The organism is Micromonospora sp. BL1 (assembly GCF_003667485.1).
Classification (GTDB): domain Bacteria; phylum Actinomycetota; class Actinomycetes; order Mycobacteriales; family Micromonosporaceae; genus Micromonospora; species Micromonospora tulbaghiae.
The window spans coordinates 15,356-34,758 of record NZ_RCVK01000175.1 but is presented as its reverse complement, the minus strand read 5'-3'; the positions used below and the strand labels follow the sequence as shown (position 1 = coordinate 34,758).

At 72.2% G+C, this 19,403-nt stretch carries 19 protein-coding genes and 1 pseudogene; 15 read left to right on the top strand and 5 right to left on the bottom strand.

Features of this window, described 5'->3' with window-relative positions:
* A pseudogene (locus EAD96_RS07205) lies at positions 1–160 on the top strand (alpha/beta hydrolase); the annotation flags it as partial.
* A 16-nt stretch (positions 161–176) separates the two neighbouring features.
* Here EAD96_RS07205 and EAD96_RS07200 read toward each other — a convergent pair.
* Both EAD96_RS07200 and EAD96_RS07195 read right to left on the bottom strand, forming a co-directional pair.
* On the bottom strand, positions 177–1,595 hold the full coding sequence (locus tag EAD96_RS07200) for a trehalose-6-phosphate synthase (protein ID WP_121683686.1): 1,419 nt from the start codon (positions 1,593–1,595) through the stop codon (positions 177–179).
* Positions 1,596–1,768: 173 nt separating this feature from the next.
* The gene (locus EAD96_RS07195; protein ID WP_121683685.1) at positions 1,769–2,608 is read right to left on the bottom strand and encodes a DUF308 domain-containing protein; all 840 of its coding nucleotides are present in this window, start codon (positions 2,606–2,608) and stop codon (positions 1,769–1,771) included.
* 187 nt (positions 2,609–2,795) lie between these two features.
* Here EAD96_RS07195 and EAD96_RS07190 point away from each other — a divergent pair, with 187 nt between their 5' ends.
* Positions 2,796–3,491: a 1-acyl-sn-glycerol-3-phosphate acyltransferase gene (locus EAD96_RS07190; protein WP_121683684.1), complete on the top strand. Its 696-nt coding sequence runs from the start codon at positions 2,796–2,798 to the stop codon at positions 3,489–3,491.
* Positions 3,492–3,494: 3 nt separating this feature from the next.
* Here EAD96_RS07190 and EAD96_RS07185 read toward each other — a convergent pair whose 3' ends face one another.
* Complete coding sequence (locus EAD96_RS07185; protein WP_121683683.1) at positions 3,495–6,962, bottom strand: adenylate/guanylate cyclase domain-containing protein; 3,468 nt, start codon at positions 6,960–6,962, stop codon at positions 3,495–3,497.
* Between the two features lie 139 nt (positions 6,963–7,101).
* On the opposite strand from EAD96_RS07185, the gene EAD96_RS07180 reads away from it, so the two are divergent.
* The gene (locus tag EAD96_RS07180) at positions 7,102–7,344 is read left to right on the top strand and encodes a hypothetical protein (protein WP_120568782.1); all 243 of its coding nucleotides are present in this window, start codon (positions 7,102–7,104) and stop codon (positions 7,342–7,344) included.
* A 78-nt stretch (positions 7,345–7,422) separates the two neighbouring features.
* Here EAD96_RS07180 and EAD96_RS07175 read toward each other — a convergent pair whose 3' ends face one another.
* Positions 7,423–8,115, bottom strand: a complete 693-nt coding sequence (locus EAD96_RS07175; RefSeq protein WP_013287664.1) for a Crp/Fnr family transcriptional regulator — start codon at positions 8,113–8,115, stop codon at positions 7,423–7,425.
* Positions 8,116–8,362: 247 nt separating this feature from the next.
* On the opposite strand from EAD96_RS07175, the gene EAD96_RS07170 reads away from it, so the two are divergent.
* The 4 genes from EAD96_RS07170 to proC all read left to right on the top strand — a co-directional run bounded on the left by EAD96_RS07170 (position 8,363) and on the right by proC (position 11,532).
* Positions 8,363–8,866 (top strand): polyadenylate-specific 3'-exoribonuclease AS, encoded by a 504-nt coding sequence (locus EAD96_RS07170; RefSeq protein WP_120568783.1) that lies wholly within the window; start codon positions 8,363–8,365, stop codon positions 8,864–8,866.
* Positions 8,867–8,924: 58 nt separating this feature from the next.
* A complete protein-coding gene (locus EAD96_RS07165) occupies positions 8,925–9,428 on the top strand; it encodes a pyridoxamine 5'-phosphate oxidase family protein (RefSeq protein ID WP_121683682.1) in 504 nt (167 codons plus the stop codon).
* 178 nt (positions 9,429–9,606) lie between these two features.
* Entirely contained in the window at positions 9,607–10,635 is a 1,029-nt protein-coding gene (locus EAD96_RS07160; RefSeq protein WP_030273929.1) for a 6-phosphofructokinase, read from the top strand.
* Between the two features lie 78 nt (positions 10,636–10,713).
* A complete protein-coding gene (gene proC / locus EAD96_RS07155) occupies positions 10,714–11,532 on the top strand; it encodes a pyrroline-5-carboxylate reductase (RefSeq protein ID WP_120568785.1) in 819 nt (272 codons plus the stop codon).
* A gap of 3 nt (positions 11,533–11,535) precedes the next feature.
* Here the strand turns inward: proC and EAD96_RS07150 are convergent, their stop codons facing one another.
* Positions 11,536–12,258, bottom strand: coding sequence for a YoaK family protein (locus EAD96_RS07150; protein WP_233585505.1), 723 nt, complete (start codon positions 12,256–12,258; stop codon positions 11,536–11,538).
* A gap of 139 nt (positions 12,259–12,397) precedes the next feature.
* Between EAD96_RS07150 and EAD96_RS07145 the strand changes: the two genes are divergently transcribed.
* The 8 genes from EAD96_RS07145 to EAD96_RS07110 all read left to right on the top strand — a co-directional run bounded on the left by EAD96_RS07145 (position 12,398) and on the right by EAD96_RS07110 (position 19,387).
* Positions 12,398–13,813 carry a sugar porter family MFS transporter gene (locus EAD96_RS07145; protein ID WP_121683681.1) on the top strand — a complete coding sequence of 472 codons (1,416 nt, stop codon included), beginning with the start codon at positions 12,398–12,400 and terminating at the stop codon, positions 13,811–13,813.
* 80 nt (positions 13,814–13,893) lie between these two features.
* On the top strand, positions 13,894–14,196 hold the full coding sequence (locus tag EAD96_RS07140; protein WP_013287657.1) for an urease subunit gamma: 303 nt from the start codon (positions 13,894–13,896) through the stop codon (positions 14,194–14,196).
* A 43-nt stretch (positions 14,197–14,239) separates the two neighbouring features.
* Positions 14,240–14,731: an urease subunit beta gene (locus tag EAD96_RS07135; RefSeq protein WP_120568787.1), complete on the top strand. Its 492-nt coding sequence runs from the start codon at positions 14,240–14,242 to the stop codon at positions 14,729–14,731.
* Positions 14,732–14,772: 41 nt separating this feature from the next.
* A complete protein-coding gene (locus EAD96_RS07130) occupies positions 14,773–16,491 on the top strand; it encodes an urease subunit alpha (RefSeq protein WP_121683680.1) in 1,719 nt (572 codons plus the stop codon).
* 58 nt (positions 16,492–16,549) lie between these two features.
* Complete coding sequence (ureE, locus tag EAD96_RS07125) at positions 16,550–17,113, top strand: urease accessory protein UreE (protein WP_013475749.1); 564 nt, start codon at positions 16,550–16,552, stop codon at positions 17,111–17,113.
* Between the two features lie 9 nt (positions 17,114–17,122).
* On the top strand, positions 17,123–17,809 hold the full coding sequence (locus tag EAD96_RS07120; protein WP_120568789.1) for an urease accessory protein UreF: 687 nt from the start codon (positions 17,123–17,125) through the stop codon (positions 17,807–17,809).
* A 34-nt stretch (positions 17,810–17,843) separates the two neighbouring features.
* Complete coding sequence (ureG, locus tag EAD96_RS07115; protein ID WP_013287653.1) at positions 17,844–18,473, top strand: urease accessory protein UreG; 630 nt, start codon at positions 17,844–17,846, stop codon at positions 18,471–18,473.
* Positions 18,470–19,387 (top strand): urease accessory protein UreD, encoded by a 918-nt coding sequence (locus tag EAD96_RS07110; protein ID WP_121683679.1) that lies wholly within the window; start codon positions 18,470–18,472, stop codon positions 19,385–19,387. The genes ureG and EAD96_RS07110 overlap by 4 nt, the downstream gene beginning before the upstream one ends.
* Positions 19,388–19,403 lie beyond the last annotated feature (16 nt).

Sequence of the window (19,403 nt, the reverse complement as noted above, 5' to 3'; positions counted from 1 at the left end):
GCCGGCCAGGGCCCTGACCAGGGCCGCCCGCCGGTACGCCTCGGCGCCGCTGCTGTTCCCCGGCATGGGGCACGACCTGATGCTCGACGCCCGCTGGCGCGAGCCGATCGACGCGATCCTGGACTGGCTGGACAAGGACCCGGCGCCCGCCGCCGGGTGAGCGCCGGGGGCGCCGGTCAGCGGGGGGCGGGGCGGCGGCCGACCAGCGTTCCGCTCTCCTCCAGCGCGCTGAGGTAGGACGCCGCCCAGGCGTGGATGTCGTTGTGGGCCAGGTGCTCGCGCATCGCGCGCATCCGGCCCGCGACATCCTCCGGGCCGGCGCGCAGCGCGGCCAGCAACCCCTGCTTGAGGCCATCGAGGTCGTGCGGGTTGACCAGGTACGCCTGCTCCAGTTCGGAGGCGGCGCCGGCGAACTCGCTCAGCAGCAGCGCGCCGGTGCCGTCGACCCGGGCCGCCACGTACTCCTTCGCGACCAGGTTCATGCCGTCGCGCAGCGGCGTCACCGCCATCACGTCCGCGACCCGGTAGAGCGCCACCAGTTCGGCGCGGTCGAACGGCTGGGTGAGGTAGTGGATCGCCGGCTCGCCGACCCGGCCGAACTCGCCGTTGATCCGGCCGACCTGGTGCTCCACCCGGTCGCGCAGGATCTGGTACTGCGCCACCCGGTCACGGCTGGGCACCGCCACCTGGACCAGCACCGTGTCGCGGACCTTGATGTCGCCGTTGGCGAGCAGCTCCCGGTACGCCTTGAGGCGCTGCTCGATGCCCTTGGTGTAGTCCATCCGGTCGACGCTGAGGATCACCTGCTCGGGGCGGCCGAGATCCTGCCGCAGCCGGCGCGCCCGGTCGGCGACCTCGGGACGGGCGGCGAGCGCGGACATCTCGGCGGTGTCGATGGCGACCGGGAAGGCACCGATGCGCACCACCCGGCCGTCCACGCCGATGCGCCGGTCGGTGGCGGGCAGGCCGAGCACCTTGGTGGCGAGCTGGGCGAAGTTGTGCGCGGCCTGGGCCCGCTGGAAGCCGACCAGGTCGGCGCCGAGCATGCCGCGCAGCAGCTCGGCCCGGCGGGGCAGCTGCATGAACAGTTCCGGCGGCGGGAACGGCACGTGCAGGAAGAACCCGATCCGCAGGTCCGGGCGCAGCTCGCGGAGCAGGCCCGGCACCAGTTGGAGGTGGTAGTCCTGCACCCAGACCAGGCCGCCCGGCTCGGCCACCCGGGCCGCGGCCTCGGCGAACCGCTGGTTGACCCGCTGGTACGCCTCCCACCAGCGGCGGTGGTACTCCGGCTGCTCGACGGCGTCGTGGTAGAGCGGCCAGAGGGTGGCGTTGGCGAAGCCCTCGTAGTGGTCGCGGAAGTCCTCGGCGCTCAGCGGCACGGTGTGCATCCGGACGCCGTCCACGTCCGGCAGCTCGGGCGCGGGACCGGTGCCGCCGGCCCAGCCCACCCAGGTCGCGGGTGTGTGCCGCAGCAGCGGGTGCAGGGCGCTCACCAGGCCGCCGGGGCTGCGGCGCCACTCGAAGGCGCCGTCGGGCGCCACGCTGTCGTCGATGGGGAGGCGGTTGGCCACCACCACGAGGGGGCTCTGTCGCATCTCGGGCAATCCGCTCAGCAGGGGACCGGCGACCCGGAAGGAGACGCAAGCCGGACAGCCGGTGCGGGACGTGACGTTCAGCCTATTCCTACTGACTGTAAGTTACACGTTTGTTACGCCCTCGCCCAGGGCGGGCGGCGTCCCGCCATCCGGGCGGCACCGGGGATGCGGCGTCAGACGACGGCGCCGTCGTCCGGGTCGTGGTCGTCCCGGTCGCCCGGGCGCAGCCGCCAGATCAGCATCACGAAGCCGGCCAGGATGCCGGTGAAGCCGAGCAGCGTGACCACCGACGGGTCGACCAGCGCCACCACGGTGGGGGACAGGAACAGCAGGAAGCCGAGCACGATGCAGGTCACGCCGAGCACCGCGTACTTGGAGAAGCGGGGCAGCGGGGGCGGCGGGGGCGGGGTGTAGTGCTCCTCGTCCGACGCCTCGTCGGGCAGGTTGTTGCCGAACGTGTCCAGGCCGTCGAGCAGCGAGGGCTCGTCGTGCCGGTCCCGGCTCAGCGAGACGCCGGAGATGTCGGCGGCGTACGGCAGCCGGCGCACGTCGGTGGCGGTCGGACCGGCGGGCTCCTCGGCCCGGCCGCCGGCGCCGGTGCCCGGCGCGGGCGGGTCGTCCACGTCCTCCGCGGCGGGCCAGGGGTGGCTGCCGGCGCTCGGGGTGGTGTGGAAGCCGGCCACGATCTTCGCCCACTCGGCCTCGATGTCCGGCTCGTCGGTGCGCGGCGGGTCGCCCGCGCCCTCGTCGGCGAGCTGGGTCAGGTAGTCGCGGGCGGTGGTCAGGTGCGACCTGTCGACGTAGAGCCGGTCGACCGGGCGGGCCGGGACGGTGGTGGTGCGGGTCACCGGGTTCAGGTCGGCCGAGGGCTGGAGGTAGGCCGCGATGCCACCGGCGGCGAGCACGTCGAGCAGGTGCTCGCCGACGCGTGGATCGACGTCGCCCGCGACCGCGTACTCGGCCGCGTCGAGCCCGTTGTCCCGTCGTCCCCGACGGGGCCCGCCCCCTGACACGCGGACACCCCCTTCGCCGATCCCTGCCCGTGCCCTGAATCGTGACACGTCGGCACCCGGTTCCGGGAGTGCGTTGTGGCGTGCCGCTCGTCGTTCGTACCCTCTTCCCGGACTCCCGAGGGCGCCGCCGGCGTCTGCGGGGCCACGCGGCGACCCGTCCGCCGCCACCGACACGGGAAGGACGCCGGTGCTGTACTGGCTGCTGAAGTACGTCGTTCTGGGCCCACTGCTGAGGTTGATCTTCCGCCCGCAGGTCGAGGGACTGGAGCACGTTCCGGAGACCGGCCCGGTGATCCTGGCCAGCAACCACCTCTCCTTCTCGGATTCGATCTTCACGCCGCTGATCGTCAAGCGAAAAGTCACCTTCATCGCGAAAGCCGAATACTTCACCGGTAAGGGACTCAAGGGCCGGCTCACCAAGATGTTCTTCGTCGGCTCCGGCACGATCCCGGTCGACCGCTCCGGCGGGCGGGCCGCCCGGGCCGCCCTCGACACCCAGCTCTCGGTGCTGCGCGCCGGTGGCATCGCCGGGATCTACCCCGAGGGCACCCGGTCGCCGGACGGCCGGCTCTACCGGGGCAAGACCGGCGTGGCGCGGCTCGCGCTGGAGAGCGGCGCCCCGGTCGTCCCGATGGCCATGCTCAACTCCGACGCGATCCAGCCCACCGGCCAGATCGTCCCGAACCTGGGCCGGGTGCGGATCCGCTTCGGGCCGCCGCTCGACTTCTCCCGCTACGCCGGGATGGCCGGCGACCGGTTCGTCGAGCGGGCCGTCACCGACGAGATCATGTACGAGCTGATGGAGCTGTCCGGCCGCGAGTACGTCGACACGTACGCCCAGAAGGCCAAGAGCGCCGCGGCACGGCAGCCGGTCCCCGCCTGACCCTCAGCCCGCCCCGGCGATCCGCAGCAGCCCACCGGCGGCGTGCCGCCCGGCGAACGCGCGTACCCGGGCCAGCGTCGCCGCGGCGGCCGGCGGGTCCGCCTCGGTCAGCGGCCCGACCGCCAGCGCGGACGCGATCATCTGGTCGGTGACGTCGGTCATCTCCGCGTACCCCTCGGCCGCGGCGGTGAGCAGCCGGCCCGCCCGCGCGGCGTCCCCGTCGCCCCGGGCCAGCGCCGCCTCGGCCGACCGCCCGGCCTCCCGCGCCCAGCGGGTCACCCGCGGCGCGTGGGCCAGCAGGTCGCGCACCAGGACCGCGGCGTCGCCGCCGAGCAGCGCCGCGACGTGACCGACAGCCGGCACCCACTCGGCGAACGGGATCATCGTGGTCTGCCGCCAGTCCTCGTCCAGCTCGGTCAGCAGCGCCACCGCCTCGTCCCGGCGGCCCTGCACCGCACGGCAGAGCGCGGCGTGCGCCAGCGTGGAGCGCAGCACGCGCTGGAACCCGCTGCGCCGGGCTGCGACAAGCGCCTGGTCCACCAGGTCCTCACCGGCGCCCGGACCGGCCGGCCCGTCGCCGAGCGCCCGGATCCAGCCGGACACCGCGACGATGTGCAGGTCCCACTCGTCGGTCGGGCGCCGGGTCGACCCCTCGGCCATCCGCAGCGCCGCCGTCCAGTCCCCGCTGTAGTACGACCGGGCCCACTGGTCGCTGAAGCTCACCGTCAGGGCGTGCTCGCCGGCCAGGTCCAGCGAGCGCTGCTCGTCGACCAGGCGGGCCGAGCCGGTCAGGTCGCCCTCCTCCTGGAGCACCCAGGCCAGGTTGTGCACCGCGCGGCGGCGGCTGGTCAGCCGCTCCACCCGGCACTCCTCGGTCACCTCGGCCAGCTCGGCGTACGCCTCCTCGGCGCCGGCCTGGTACCGGACCACCGCGAGCGTGATGCGCGCGTTCGCCCGCGCCTCGCGCAGCTCCAGCCGCTCGGCCAGCTCGGCGGCGGTACGCGCGGCCACGCACGCCGGCTCGGTCTCCGCGTCGAGCATGTGCGCCCGGGCCAGCTCCAGCAGCACGCCCACCTTGTCCTCGCTGTCCGGCAGCGTGGCGTGCAGCCCGATCGCCCGGTCCAGGCAGCGCATCAGCTCCGAGCGGTCGGCCCGCGCGAAGGCCGCCGTGGCCAGCAGCCGCCACGCCTTCGCCGCGCCGGGGCGGTCACCGGCGTCGGCCAGCCGGCCGGCCAGCGTGGTGAGCAGCGCCGTCCCGCCGCCGTCGAGGAAGCCGTCGCGGTCCCGGTAGAACGCCAGCTCGGCCTGGAACAGTTCGAGCGCCGGGTCCGGGCCGCACTCCACGCTCAACGCGCGCTCCACCAGCGTGGCCGCCGTCTCCAGCGCGTGCAGGTCGTACGCCCGGCGCGCGGCACGGTGCAGCGCGGACCGGGTCGCGGAGGCGTGCGGGGCCTGGTCCAGCCCGACCGTACGGGCGATCTCGTGCGCCGCCCAGCGATGGTTGGCCAGCACCTCGGCCAGGTCGTGCAGCCGCCCGTCGGCGAGTTGCTCCAGCCAGTCGGCGGTGCGCTGGTGCCGGGCGACCCGCTCGGCCCGGGGCAGCCGCTGGTAGCAGACGTCCCGGACCAGCACGTGCCGGAACCGGTACTCCGCCTGACCGGGCATGGTCGAGACGGGCAGCTCGTAGACGAGGTCACGGCGCTGGAGGTGGTGCAGCGCCCGTTCGACCCACTCCGTCGGGCGGCCGAGCGCCAGCGCCACCGGCGCCGCCCAGAACTGCACGCCGACCACCGAGGCGGCCTGGAGCACCGCGCGGTCGGCCGGGTCGAGCAGGTCCAGCCGGTTGGCGATGACCGCCTGCACGGTACGCGGCATCCCGGCGCTCCCGACCGGGTCGGCGAGCGCGAGCGCGGCGGTCCGCTCGGCCAGACCGCCGTCGAGCAGCATCCGCGCGTACTCCTGGGCGTAGAGCGGGTTGCCGTCGGCGAACTCGATCAGCGGCGCCCGTGCGTCCTGCGGCAGCGTGGCCTGGCCGAGCAGCAGCGAGTACAGCGTGTCGATGTCCCCGTCGTGCATCGGCGGCACCGAGATGGACATCGCCCCGCTGATCGTGCCGGTCCAGGCCGGGTGCCGCTCGCGCAGCTCCGGCCGGGCGGTCGCGACGACGAGCAGCGGTACATTGCGGGCCGCCGCGCCGAGCTGCTCGACGAAGGACAGCATCGCCTCGTCGGCCCAGTGCATGTCCTCGAAGACGAGCACGGTGGGACCGGTCGCGGCCAGGGTGAGCAGGAAGCGCCGCCACGCCGCCTCGGTCTCGGCCGAGGTGAGCCGTTCGCCGGAGACGCCGACGAGCGGGCCCAGCGCCTCGGCCAGCCGTACCGCGTGCGGGTCGGCGAGGTGGCCCAGCCGCTCGCGCAGCCGGTCCCGGATGGTGGCCGGGTCGTCGGCGCCGGTCAGCCCGGCCCAGCTCCGGACGATGTCGGCCAGCGCGGCGTAGGTGACGTTCTCGCCGAACGGCGGGCACTGGCCGGTCAGCCAGGTGACCCGGGCGCCGGGCAGGCTGGCGGCGTGCCGGGCCAGCTCGCGCAGCAGCCGGCTCTTGCCCACCCCGGCCGGGCCGAAGACGGTGAGCAGCTGCGAGGTGCGCTCGGTCAGCGTGCGGTGCAACGCGCTGACCAGCAGGCCCCGCTCGTGGTCCCGGTCGACCATCGGGGTCAGCTCGGCGGTCTGCCCGTCGCGCCGGGGCCGCGCCCGTACGGCCAGCCAGATCCGGCTCACCGACGACCGGCCGCGCAACGTCACCGGTGGCTGGTCGTCGTACTCCATCTCGCGCCGGGTGGCCGCCCAGGTGCTCTCGTCGACCACCACGCCGCCGACCGGGGCGAGCCCCTGCAAGCGGCTGGCGGTGTTCACCACGTCGCCGGTGACGAACGCCTGGCCGCCGTCGCGCGCCGCGGACAGGTCGACCAGGGCCTCGCCGGTGGCGATGCCGACCCGGAACCCGAGCGGCGGATGCGGTCCGGCCGGCTGCCGGGCCAGGCTGCGTTGCAGCTCCAGCCCGGCGCGTACGCACCGCAGCGCGTCGTTGTCGGTGGCCACCGGCGCGCCGAACAGCGCCATGACGGCGTCGCCGATGTACTTCTCCACCACGCCGCCGTACTGGTGCACCAGCCGGCGCACCGTGGCGAAGTAGGCCTGCTGCAGGCCGCGGGCCTGCTCCGGGTCGGCCCGCTCGGCGTATGTCGTGAAGTCGACGATGTCGATGAAGAGCACGCTCACCTGGCGGCGGTCCTCCTGCACCGTGACCGCGTGGTCGCGCAGCGGCTGACCGCAGTTGGTGCAGAAGTTGGCGCCGGTGTCGTTGGCGTGACCGCAGGACGGGCAGGCCGCGGCCAGCGGACGGCCGCACCCACCGCAGAAACGGTCGTCCGGCCCGGCGGTCCGGGCGCAGTGTCCACAGGTGAGGTCGATGTCCGGCTCCGTACGCGTGAGGTCCCCAGTGTCCCGCGCGGCCGCGCAGTCGGGTACCCGACGGGTCGGCGGGACGTCACGGCTGTTCGGCCGGGTCTAGTCTCCCCTAGCAGGAAGTCCCGTCGACAGGGAGTTTGCCGTGCACGTCCGGCTGTCCGCCTCATGGACCGATCCACGGGGGACGGTGTGGGCCGTCGGTGACACGGTCGACGTGGACGCTGTCACCCTCGCCGAACTGGAGGAAAAAGGCATGGTGGAGCAGCCCGCGGGTAGCGGATCGACCGAGACCACGACCACCACGACGACCCCGCCGAAGAAGACCGACCCGTCGAAGATCGGCCCGGGGCCGAGCGCGCCCCCCGCCGACACCACGAACGACTGACCGGGCGCACGACGAACGGGCGTACGACGAACGCGGCGGGGGCCGGCGGGACGACCGCCGGCCCCTGCCGTCGTCGTGTCAGCGGTCGTTCATGCCGGCCCGGCGGCGCAGCGCGGCCACGTCGGTGACCACGATGCGGCGCCCCTCGGTACGCAGCCAGCCGCGGCTGGCGAACGAGCCGATGGCCTGGTTGACGCTCTGCCGGGAACCGCCGGCCATCTCGGCGAGCTGGCTCTGGTTCAACTCGATGGTGATCATCGGGGCCTGGCTCTCGCCGGCCAGCCGGACCAGCGTCTTGGCCACCCGGCCGGGCAGGTCGAGGAAGACGTGGTCGGCGTTCTGCTCGGTGAGCCGGCGGATCAGCTGGCCCAGCGAGCGCATCACCGCGTCCAGGATGCGTGGGTTGGAGTGCACCAGCTCCATGAACGCGGGCCGGGACAGCGCCAGTGCGGCGCAGTCCTCGATCGCCTCGGCCGACGCCGAGCGGGTGGAGGCGTCCAACAGGGACACCTCGCCGAGCACGTCCGGGGGTCGGATCACCGACAGCACCGCGCGTTCGCCGGTCGGTGCGGTGCGGAACACCGCCACCGCGCCGCGGCGCAGCACGATCAGCGACTCGCCGGGGTCGTTCTCGACGAAGAGCAGCTGGCCCTTGCGGTACGTGCGCGGCACGGCTGCGGCGATGACACGCTGCCGCACCTCCGGCTCGAGCCCGGCGAACATCTCCACACCCGTGAGCGCGTCACCCGGCTCCGGCAGGCGAGACTCCACGGCTCAACCCCTCCCCGGTCAGAAGTCACGACTCGCACACCGGGTGAAGCTGTCAGTCCCGGTACGAGGCAGCTCAACCGGTTCGGCGCCCGACGGCGGTACACATCAGATCATGACGGTCCCGTCGCGTGCTGTACACCCCCGGAAACACTTCCGTGACCATGCCCGGCCGTCGCCGGCACGGCCGCCGACCTCGGCGGACGCCCCGGCGACCGGCCCGTGCCGGTGATGGGCGAGGATGAGGGCGATGGTTTACCGCTATTTCTACGACTGCGAATTCATCGAGGACGGCCGCATCGTCGACCTGGTGTCGATCGGCGTCGTCGACGAGTACGGCCGCGAGTTCTACGCGGTCTCCACCGAGTTCGACGACTCCCGGGCGGTGCCCTGGGTGCGGCGCAACGTGCTGGACAAGCTCCCCTCGCCGGCCGACCGGGCCTGGCGCTCCCGGGAGCGCATCCGCGACGACCTGCACGAGTTCCTGATGGAGCCGGTGCGGGACCGGCCGGGCGAGCAGCTGGAGCTGTGGGCCTGGTACGCCGCGTACGACCACGTCGTGCTGGCCCAGCTGTGGGGCGCGATGCCGGCGCTGCCCCGGGAGATCCCCCGCTTCACCAAGGAGCTGCGCCAGCTCTGGGACGACCGGGGCCGTCCCCGGCTGCCGGACGCCGAGGCCGACCGGCACGACGCGCTCGTCGACGCCCGGCACAACCTGGCGCGGTGGCGGGCGATGACGGCGCGGGAGGTTTGACCGGTTCCGCCCAGGGCACGGGAGCGGCATCTACGCCGACCGGAGACAGGAGTGCCCCATGAGCCATGAGCCGACCAGCGCCGCGGACGCCCGCCGCCGGGTCACCGAGCTGATCCGGGACGCCCGGATCTGCCTGCTCACCACCACCGGCGTGGACGGGCGTCTGGTGAGCCGCCCGATGGGGTTGCAGGAGGCGGAGTTCGACGGCGACCTGTGGTTCTTCGCCTACGCCGACTCGGCGAAGGTACGGCAGATCCGGGTGAACCCGCAGGTGAACGTCGGTTTCTCCGACCAGCGGCACCACGCCTGGGTGTCGGTCGCCGGCACCGCCACCGAGGAGTGGGACCCCGAGCGGGCGAAGGAGCTGTGGAGCCCGGTGCTGAAGGTGTGGTTCCCCGACGGGCTGGACACGCCGGGGATCACGTTGATCAAGGTGCACGCCGGGTCGGCTGAGTACTGGGACTCGCCCGGCAGCACCGTGGTCAACCTGCTCGGCTTCGCCAAGGCGGCGGTGACCGGCAAGCCGCCGAAGGCGGGGGAGAACCACGAGGTCAGCTACTGACGGGTAGCCCGTCCGCCGTCCGGAACGGCCCGGGGTGCGGTGTCGGCGTACACCTGCGCCGACTACAGTGCGCAGTGACGGCCCGCCCCGGGCCGGCAACGGCGCCGATGGTCTGATCTGACACATATCCTGGGGCTTATCCGGGCTTCACCTGATGCTCCAGGAGGATGAGCAGATCATGCGTATCGGCGTGCTCACCGGCGGCGGCGACTGCCCAGGTCTCAACGCGGTGATTCGGGCGGTGGTCCGCAAGGGCGTCGCCACCTACGGTCACGAGTTCGTGGGCTTCCGCGACGGCTGGAAGGGCCCGCTCGAGGGCCTGACCAAGCCGCTCGGCATCGCCGAGGTGCGCGGCATCCTGCCCCGCGGCGGCACCATCCTCGGCTCGTCCCGCACCAACCCGTTCAAGATCGAGAACGGCGTGGAGCGGATCAAGGACAACCTCGCGGCCCAGGGCGTGGACGCGCTGATCGCGATCGGCGGCGAGGACACCCTCGGCGTCGCCACCAAGCTGCACGAGCTGGGCGTGAACGTCATCGGTGTGCCGAAGACGATCGACAACGACCTCGGTGCGACCGACTACACGTTCGGCTTCGACACCGCCGTCAACATCGCCATGGAGGCGATCGACCGGCTGCACACCACCGCGGAGAGCCACCACCGCACGCTCGTGGTCGAGGTCATGGGCCGGCACGCCGGCTGGATCGCCCTGCACGCCGGCCTCGCCGGTGGCGCCAACGTGATCCTGCTGCCGGAGCGGCAGTTCGACGTCGAGCAGGTCGCCGGCTACGTCGAGAAGCGCTTCCAGCACCAGTACGCCCCGATCGTCGTGGTCGCCGAGGGCGCCCAGCCGCTGGACGGCCAGATGGTCCTGCACAACCAGGAGCTGGACGCGTTCGGTCACGTCCGTCTCGGCGGCATCGGCCAGTGGCTGGCCGAGCAGCTGGAGGCGAAGACCGGCAAGGAGGCCCGCACCGTGGTGCTCGGCCACATCCAGCGCGGCGGCACCCCGACCGCGTTCGACCGGGTGCTGGCCACCCGGCTCGGCCTCCACGCGATCGACGCCGCGCACGAGGGCGACTGGGGCAAGATGGTCGCGATGCAGAGCACGGACATCGTCCGCGTCCCGCTCGCCGACGCCACCCGCGAGCTGAAGACCGTGCCGCTGGAGCGGTACGCCGAGGCCGAGGTCTTCTTCGGCAGCTGATCGACGGCGCACGGGCGTGGCGGGCCGGCGACCCGGCCCGCCACGCCCTCCCACGTGACCCGGGAAGGGGTACGGCTGATGGCACGCCAGGTGCACACGGTCGCGGTGATCGGCGCCGGCAAGATCGGTGAGCTGATGCTCTCCGGGCTGCTGCGTTCCGGCTGGCCGGTGGAGCGGCTGCTCGCCACCGCGCGGCGCCCGGCGCGGGCGCGGGAGCTGACCGACCGCTACGGCGTACGGGTGGTGGACAACCTCACCGCGGTGACCGAGGCCGAGGTGCTGGCCGTGTCGGTCAAGCCGCAGGACGCCGCCGCGCTGCTGGACGAGATCGGCCCGAAGGTGCCGGCCGACAAGCTGGTCATCTCGCTCTGCGCCGGTCTGCCGACCGCGTTCTTCAACCGCCGGCTGCCCGAGGGCACCCCGGTGGTCCGGGTCATGACGAACACCCCGGCACTCGTCGACCAGGCGATGAGCGCGATCTCGGCGGGCGCGTACGCCACCGGCGAGCACCTCGCCCTGGCGGAGGAGATGTTCTCCCCGCTCGGCTCGACGGTGCGGGTGCCCGAGTCGCAGCAGGACGCGGTCACCGCGCTCTCCGGCTCCGGTCCGGCCTACTTCTACCTGCTGGTCGAGGCGATGATCGACGCGGGCATCCTGCTCGGGCTGCCGCGTCAGGTGGCGCACGAGCTGATCGTGCAGACCGCGATCGGCTCGGCGGTGATGCTGCGCGACTCCGGCGAGCACCCGGTGAAGCTGCGCGAGGCGGTCACCTCGCCCGCTGGCACCACCATCTCCGCGATCCGCGAGCTGGAGAACCACGGCGTACGCGCGGCCATGCTGGCGGCGCTGGAGGCGGCCCGGGACCGGGCCCGGGAACTCGCCGCCCAGGCCGACTGACGCTCAGCCGGGCCGCGACGGCGGCCGGGGGTGCCGCCGCAGCAGCAGGATCAGCACGGCCAGGGCGATCGTCCCCCACAGCGGCACCCAGCGGGGCCGGTGCTGGGCGAGCATGCCGATCGCACCGCCGGCGCTGTAGCTGACCAGGGCGAGCAGCCCGAGCAGGGTGCCCCGCCGGGCCCGGCCCCGGCCGGCGGCGGGGCCGAACAGCCAGCGGGCGGCCCGCTCACCGGTCTTCGTCGTGGTGTCCGACTGGTAGGTGATCGGCGTCGCGATGCCCGCGGTACGGGTCGCCACGGTGGTCAGGCTGCCCATGGCGATCGCGCCGGCCGCGGCGAGCAGCACACGCGCGGCCGTGCCGTGCCGGCCGTACGCGAGCGCCAGGTTGAGCACCGTCCAGACGACCATGGCGGCCTCGGTGACGGCGATGTCCACCAGTGGCGCCGCCGTCGGCCGGGTCCGGCGGCGAAGCAGGTTCACCAGTCCGGCGGCGGTGGCGAACGCGACGATCGAGGCCGCCGAGACCGGCCACGTGGGATGCCCGCCGGCCGGTCCCATGCCGAGGAAGATGGCGTTGCCGGACTGGTTGGCGACGAACGCGCCGTACCGCAGGAACGCGAAGGCGTCCAGCGCGCCGGCGGTGACGACGGCGAGCACGAGCGCCGCGAGCGGGTGGCGGAACTCGCGGTAGGAGTCCGCGGAGCCGTACGGCGCCGACCGGTTCACCCTTCCCCCGTCCGTGTGCAGCAGCGGCCCCGGCAGCGTCCGGGAGTTTTGCCGTCGGCCCGCCGCGACGTACCTACTATATGTCGCATATGTAGGCTTTCGGCCGTTTCGTGGGGCGGTCGCCGGCGGACGGGGTGGCATGGCGGCGAGCGGACGCGCGGCAGGCCAGCCGCCCCGCCACAACCTCGTGGCGATCCTGGCGATCGTCGTCCTCTCCGGCGCCTTCTTCGGCTACAACCAGGGCGTCATCAGCGGCGCCCTGCACGACATCCGGCACACGTTCGACGTGGACACCTTCGAGGTGGAGGTGGCGGCGAGCTGGGTGACACTCGGCGCGCTGGCCGGCGCGCTCGCCGGTGGCCACCTCGCCGACCGGATCGGCCGGCGGGGCGCGCTGTGGGTCGCCGCCGGCGCGTACGTCGTCGGCACGATCGTGCAGGCGGCGGCCCCGGCCATCGGCACCCTGCTCGGCGCGCGGCTGCTCCTCGGGGTGGGCATCGGCGTGGCGTCGGTCGCCGGGCCGATGTTCGCGGCCGAGGCGGCGCCGGAACGGATCCGGGGCGGCCTGCTCGCGGTCTACCAGTTCTCGACCACCTTCGCGATCTTCATCGGCTACCTGGCGGACGAGCTGTTCACCGGCGGCGAGTCGTGGCGGTACCTGCTCGGCGCCGCGGTCGTGCTGGGCGTGGCGCTGATCCTGGTGACGGTGGTGGTGCCCGACTCGGCGGTCTGGTACCTCAAGCGGGGCGACCGGCGCCGCGCCCGGGAGTCGCTGTGCCGGACCGTCCCCGAGCACCGGGTGGGGCAGCGCCTGCACGAGATCGAGGAGAGTCTGCACGGTCGCAGGGCGAGCTGGCGGGAGCTGCTGTCCCCGCAGTGGCGGCGTCCGCTCGCGCTGGGTGTGGGGCTGGCGCTGTTCCAGCAGACGACCGGGATCAACGGCATCATCTACTACGCCGACTCGATCTTCTCGGCGGCCGGATTCCGTACCCCCGAAGCTCAGCTCTCCGCAACCACCTGGGCGATCGGCGCGGTGGACGCGGCGTTCGCGCTCGTCGCGGTGGGCCTGCTCGACCGCGTCGGCCGCCGGCCGCTGCTGCTGGTCGGCCTGGCGGGGATGGCCGTCTCGCTCGCCGTGGTCAGCGTCAGCTTCCTGGGCGCGGGCTCCGGGCGTGGCGACGGCCGGATCACCACCTCGGGCCTGTTCCTGCTGGTCGGCGTGATCTTCTTCGTCGCCTTCTACGCCGTGTCCATCGGCCCGGGCGCGTGGACCGTGATCAACGAGATCTATCCCGGTCCGATCCGCGGCCGGTGCGTGGCGATCGCGTCGGCGACCCACTGGGGCACCGAGTACCTGATCACGCAGTTCTTCCTGAGCCTGCTCGACGCGCTCGGCCGGTCGGGGGTGTTCGCGCTGTTCGCCGCGCTGTGCGTGCTCGGCTTCCTGTTCGTCCGGCGCTACCTGCCCGAGACCAGGGGCCGGACGCTGGAGCAGATCCAGCAGATCTGGGTCGCCGACTACGACCGGCGCAGGCGGGCGCACGCCGAGTCCTGAGATCTTGCTGAAAGCCTACGTTCTTCGCAAACCCCTCCTAATGTGGCGACATAGCCGAAAGTACGTGAAGGGATCGCGACGTGCATCTCACGCCGAAGGAATTCGACAAGCTGACGATTCACTCGCTGGCGATGGTGGCCAACGCCCGCAAGGCGCGCGGGGTCAAGCTCAACCACCCCGAGGCGGTGGCGGTGATCTGCGCCGCGGCGCTCGAAGGCGCGCGCGAGGGCAAGACCGTCGAGGAGGTCATGAACGACGCGAGCCACGTGCTCACTGCCGACGACGTGATCCCCGGCGTGGCGGACATGATCCCGATGCTCCAGGTCGAAGCGGTCTTCACCGACGGGTCACGGCTGATCACCGTCCACTCACCCATCCAGTAGAGCAGCGACCGGAGGCCACGGTCTCCGGCAGAGCGGGGGCGACATGGCGAAGCAACACCCGGGACCGAACTCCAAGCACCTTCGGCCCATCGGCGGCTACAAGCTCAGCGACCAACCCCTGGAACTCAACGCCGGGCGGCCGGTGACCGAGGTGGTCGTGCAGAACACCGGCGACCGGCCCATCCAGGTCGGTTCCCACTTCCACTTCTTCGAGGCCAACCGCTTCCTGGAGTTCGACCGCCCGGCGGCGTTCGGCAAGCGGCTGAACATTCCGGCCACCACCTCGATCCGGTTCGAGCCCGGCGACCGCAAGACCGTCCAGCTCGTCCCGTACGGGGGTTCCCAGCGGGTGTACGGCTTCAACGGCCTGGTCCAGGGCTGGACCGGGGACGGGCCGATCCCCGGCTACCGGCCGGACCGGGCCGAGGCGCTCCACCAGGCCCAGACGCGCGGCTTCAAGACCACGTCGCAGCAGCAGGACCAGGGCAAGGACCAGGGCAAGGGCCAGGACCAAGGCAAGGGCAAGGGCAAGTAGCCCGGCCACTCTCAGACGCGCCAGAGCTGGAGCGACAACGCATGAGTCAGATCTCACGGCAGGAATACGCCGGAATGTACGGCCCGACCACGGGCGACCAGATCCGGCTGGGTGACACCGACCTCTACATCGAGATCGAGAAGGACCTGCGGGTTCTCGGTGACGAGGTCATGTACGGCGGCGGCAAGACCCTGCGCGACGGCATGGGCAGTGCCAGCCAGGCAACGAGCGCCGAGGGCGTGATCGACCTGGTGATCACCAACGTGACCATCGTGGACGCGCTGCTCGGCGTGGTCAAGGCGGACGTGGGGATCAAGGACGGCCGGATCGCCGGGATCGGCAAGGCCGGCAACCCCAACATCATGGACGGGGTGACCCCGGGCCTGGTGACCGGTCCGGGCACCGACGCGATCTCCGGCGAACACCTGATCCTGACCGCCGGCGGCATCGACGCGCACGTCCACCTGGTCACGCCGCAGCAGGTGTGGGCCGCGCTCAGCAACGGCGTCACCACCCTCTGGGGCGGCGGCACCGGACCCACCGACAGCACCAACGGCGTCACCATCACGCCCGGCCCGTGGAACATCCAGAACATGATGCGGGCCTTCGAGGACCTGCCGATCAACATCGGCCTGCTGGGCAAGGGCAACAGCAGCGGCCGGGCGCCGCTCGTCGAGCAGATCATGGCCGGGGTGCCCAGCTTCAAGATCCACGAGGACTGGGGCGCGCCGCCCGCGGTGATCCGGTCCTGCCTGGCCGTCGCCGACGAGTACGACGTCCAGATCAGCATCCACACGGACACGCTCAACGAGAGCGGCTACATCGAGGACAGCATCGCCGCCTTCGAGGGCCGGACCATCCACACGTTCCACACCGAGGGCGCCGGCGGCGGGCACGCGCCGGACATCATCAAGGTCGCCGGCCAGATGAACGTCCTGCCCGCGTCGACCACACCCACCGTGCCGTACGGCATCAACAGCCAGTCCGAGCTGTACGACATGATCATGGTCTGTCACAACTTCAACCCGAAGGTGCCCTCGGACGTCGCCTTCGTGGAGAGCCGGATCCGCACCGAGACCATCGCCGCCGAGGACGTGCTCCTCGACGAGGGCGTCATCTCGATGATGCAGAGCGACTCGCAGGCCATGGGCCGGGTGGGCGAGACCTGGCTGCGCACCGTCCAGCTCGCCGGGCAGATGAAGAACGTGCGCGGCAAGCTGGCCGAGGACTCCGACGCCAACGACAACTTCCGCGTCCTGCGCTACGTCGCCAAGATGACCATCAACCCGGCGATCACCCAGGGCGTCTCGCACGTCATCGGGTCGGTCAGCCCGGGCAAGCTCGCCGACCTGGTGCTCTGGGAGCCCGCGTTCTTCGGCACGAAGCCGAAGATGGTGCTCAAGGGCGGCATGATCGCCTGGTCGATCATGGGTGACCCGAACGCGTCGCTGCCCACGCCGCAGCCGGTCTACTACCGGCCCATGTTCGGCGCCACCGGTTCGCAGGTCGCCAAGAACTGCGTGACGTTCGTGTCCCGCGCCGCGCACGAGTCGGGCGTGGCCGAGCAACTGGGCCTGCAACGGCAGGTCATCCCGGTCTACGGCTGCCGCAACCTGACCAAGCGCGACATGGTGCGCAACGACCGTACGCCGAAGCTCGAGGTCGACCCGGAGACCTTCGCCGTGAAGATGGACGGCGTGCACGCGACAGTGCCGGCGGCCAAGAACCTCCCCCTCAGCCAGCTCTACTTCTTCAGCTGACCCGGCGCGACGCCCGCCCCGGCCGGGCCGGCGGCGGGGTCGCGTGAAAGGAGAACACATGCTCGTCGAAACGGTACTCGGCAACGTGAACGAGCCGGCCTGGACCGAGCGGCTCCGGGAGGCCAAGGTCGACGACCTGGTCCTCGACCAGTGGGACGCCCAGAAGAGCCGGCTGCGCCGGACCACCAGCCTCGGCACCGAACTGGCGCTGTCCCTGGCCCGCGGCGTACGGCTGCGCGACGGCGACGTGCTCGCGTGGGACGACGCCACAGCGACCGCCGTGGTGGCCCGGATCGCGCTCGGCGAGGTCATGGTGGTGCACCTCGACACGCTGCACGGCGAGTCGCTGGACATGGTGATCCGCTCGGCCGTCGAACTGGGCCACGCGATCGGCAACCAGCACTGGCCGGCGGTCGTGAAGGGCACCAAGATGTACGTCCCGCTCACTGTGGACCGCAAGGTGATGGACTCGGTGATGCGCACGCACGCGTTCACCGGTCTCACCCACGAGTTCATCCCCGGCACCGAGATCATCGCGTACCTGGCCCCGCACGAGTCGCGGCGCCTGTTCGGTGGGGCCGACTCGACCCCGCACACGCACCTGCCCGCCGACCTGAACTGAGGGGCGCGCGTGTCCACGGTGACCGAGGCCCTGAAGCTGCTCCAGTTCGGCGACTCGGTCTTCCCGGTCGGCGCCTTCTCCTTCTCCAACGGGCTGGAGACGGCGGTCGAGCAGGGCGCGGTGCACGACCGGGCCACGTTGCAGGAGTTCGTGCGTACCGTCACCCGCGCGGCCGCCACCGGTGACGGGGTGGCGCTGCTCGTGGCGCACCGCGCCGCCCGCGCCGGCGACCTCGACCGGATCCGGGCGGCCGACGAGGCCGTACACCTGCGCAAGATCAATGAGGAGACGCGGACCATGACGGTCCGCATGGGGCGCAAGCTGGCCGAGGCCGCCGAACGGGTGGTGGGGGAGTCCCTGCTTCGCAAGCGCGTCGCGGAGAGCGGCGCCGGCGTCCCGGTCACCTACCCGGTCGCGCTCGGCGTGCTCTTCGCCGAACTCGGCGTGGGGGAGGCGGACGCGTTCGCCGCCCACCAGTACGGCGCGGCCTCGATGGTGCTCGGCGCGGCGGTCCGGCTGATGCGGGTGGACCACCTCGACACCCAGTCGATCCTCTTCGCGGTCAACGAGCGGGTCGGCGAGGACTACGAGGAGGTGCGGACCGCCGGGCTCGACGACATGCAGAGCTTCGCGCCGCACCTCGACGTGCTGGCCGGCGCGCACCAGCACGCACACGTACGGATGTTCATGAGCTGAGCGCTCCCGCTCACCACCTGAAGGGCTCTTCGAAATGAAATCAGCGAGTCGGATCGGCGTCGGCGGCCCGGTGGGCAGCGGCAAGACGGCCATCATCGAGGCCGTCGTGCCCCGCCTGGTCGAGCAGGGCCTGCGCATCCTGGTCATCACCAACGACGTGGTCACCACGGAGGACGCCAAGCACGTCCGCCGCGCCCTGACCGGCGTGCTGGTGGAGGAACGCATCGTCGGCGTGGAGACCGGCGCCTGCCCGCACACCGCCGTGCGCGAGGACCCCAGCATGAACCTCGCCGCGGTGGAGGACATGGAGGCGCGGTTCCCGGACAGCGACGTCGTGCTCATCGAGAGCGGCGGCGACAACCTCACGCTCACCTTCAGCCCCGCGCTGGTCGACTACTTCATCTACGTGATCGACGTGGCGGCCGGCGACAAGATCCCGCGTAAGAACGGCCCCGGCATCTCCAAGTCCGACATCCTCGTGATCAACAAGACCGACCTGGCCCCGTACGTCGACGCCGACCTGGACGTGATGGCCCGCGACGCCGAGCTGATGCGCGGCGGCAAGCCGTTCGTGTTCACCAACTGCAAGACCGGCGAGGGCATCGACGACCTGGTGGACCTGGTCCGCCGCAACGCGCTCTTCGACGCCGAAGTGCTCGCATGACCACTCTGGACTCCGTCCGGGAACTCGCGCCGTACCAGGACCAGCCGGCGCAGCTGCCGGCCGCCGCGAACGGCAAGGTGGGCATCCTCCGGCTGGGGTTCGAGCGGCGCGCGGACCGGACCATCCTGCGCGACGTCTACCGGCAGTCGCCGCTGCTGGTGCAGCGCGCGCTGTACTGGGACGAGGAGATGCCGGGCCTGCCCTGCGTCATGATCCTCACCACCTCCGGCGGCGTGCTCCAGGGCGACCGGCTGCGGATGGACGTCGACCTCGGGCCCGGCGCACAGGCGCACCTGGTCACCCAGGCCGCCACCAAGATCCAGGAGATGGACGCCAACTACGGCACCCAGACCCAGAGCTTCACCCTGGCCGACGACGCCTACCTGGAGTTCCTGCCCGAGCCGGTGATCCCGTTCCGGCGCAGCCGGTTCGTCTCCGACACCGTGGTCCGGCTGCCGGAGACCGCGACAATGCTGTACGCCGAGGTGCTTCAACCGGGCCGCAAGTACTACCGCGACGGCGAGATCTTCGCGTACGACCTGTTCTCCACCACGCTGCGCGCCGGGCGGCCCGACGGACGCCCGCTGTTCGTCGAGAAGTTCGTGATCACTCCCGGCCGCTTCCCGGTGTCGCGGATCGGGATGATGGACCGCTTCCACGTCTTCGGCAACGTCGTGCTGCTCACCGACCCGGACCGGGCGGCGAGGGTCTTCGAGCGCACCGCGACGCCGGTGTGGGACGAGCGGACACCGCTGGCCACCGCTGTGAGCCGGCTGCCGAACGACGCCGGCCTGGTGTTCAAGGTGCTCGGGCAGGAGACCGAACCGGTCCGCGCCGCGGTACGCGCGTTCTGCACGGCCGCCCGCGAAGAGGTGACCGGCTGCACCTTCCCGCCGGTCTTCAGCTGGCGTTGACCAGGAGGACAGCGAG

Excerpts from the sequence above, each read along its gene's own strand:
- EAD96_RS07200 (WP_121683686.1), bottom strand. The coding sequence starts at position 1,595 with ATGCGACAGAGCCCCCTCGTGGTGGTGGCCAACCGCCTCCCCATCGAC.
- EAD96_RS07170 (WP_120568783.1), top strand. The coding sequence starts at position 8,363 with ATGGTTTACCGCTATTTCTACGACTGCGAATTCATCGAGGACGGCCGC.
- EAD96_RS07165 (WP_121683682.1), top strand. The coding sequence starts at position 8,925 with ATGAGCCATGAGCCGACCAGCGCCGCGGACGCCCGCCGCCGGGTCACC.
- EAD96_RS07160 (WP_030273929.1), top strand. The coding sequence starts at position 9,607 with ATGCGTATCGGCGTGCTCACCGGCGGCGGCGACTGCCCAGGTCTCAAC.
- proC (WP_120568785.1), top strand. The coding sequence starts at position 10,714 with ATGGCACGCCAGGTGCACACGGTCGCGGTGATCGGCGCCGGCAAGATC.
- EAD96_RS07145 (WP_121683681.1), top strand. The coding sequence starts at position 12,398 with ATGGCGGCGAGCGGACGCGCGGCAGGCCAGCCGCCCCGCCACAACCTC.
- EAD96_RS07135 (WP_120568787.1), top strand. The coding sequence starts at position 14,240 with ATGGCGAAGCAACACCCGGGACCGAACTCCAAGCACCTTCGGCCCATC.
- EAD96_RS07130 (WP_121683680.1), top strand. The coding sequence starts at position 14,773 with ATGAGTCAGATCTCACGGCAGGAATACGCCGGAATGTACGGCCCGACC.
- ureE (WP_013475749.1), top strand. The coding sequence starts at position 16,550 with ATGCTCGTCGAAACGGTACTCGGCAACGTGAACGAGCCGGCCTGGACC.
- ureG (WP_013287653.1), top strand. The coding sequence starts at position 17,844 with ATGAAATCAGCGAGTCGGATCGGCGTCGGCGGCCCGGTGGGCAGCGGC.
- EAD96_RS07110 (WP_121683679.1), top strand. The coding sequence starts at position 18,470 with ATGACCACTCTGGACTCCGTCCGGGAACTCGCGCCGTACCAGGACCAG.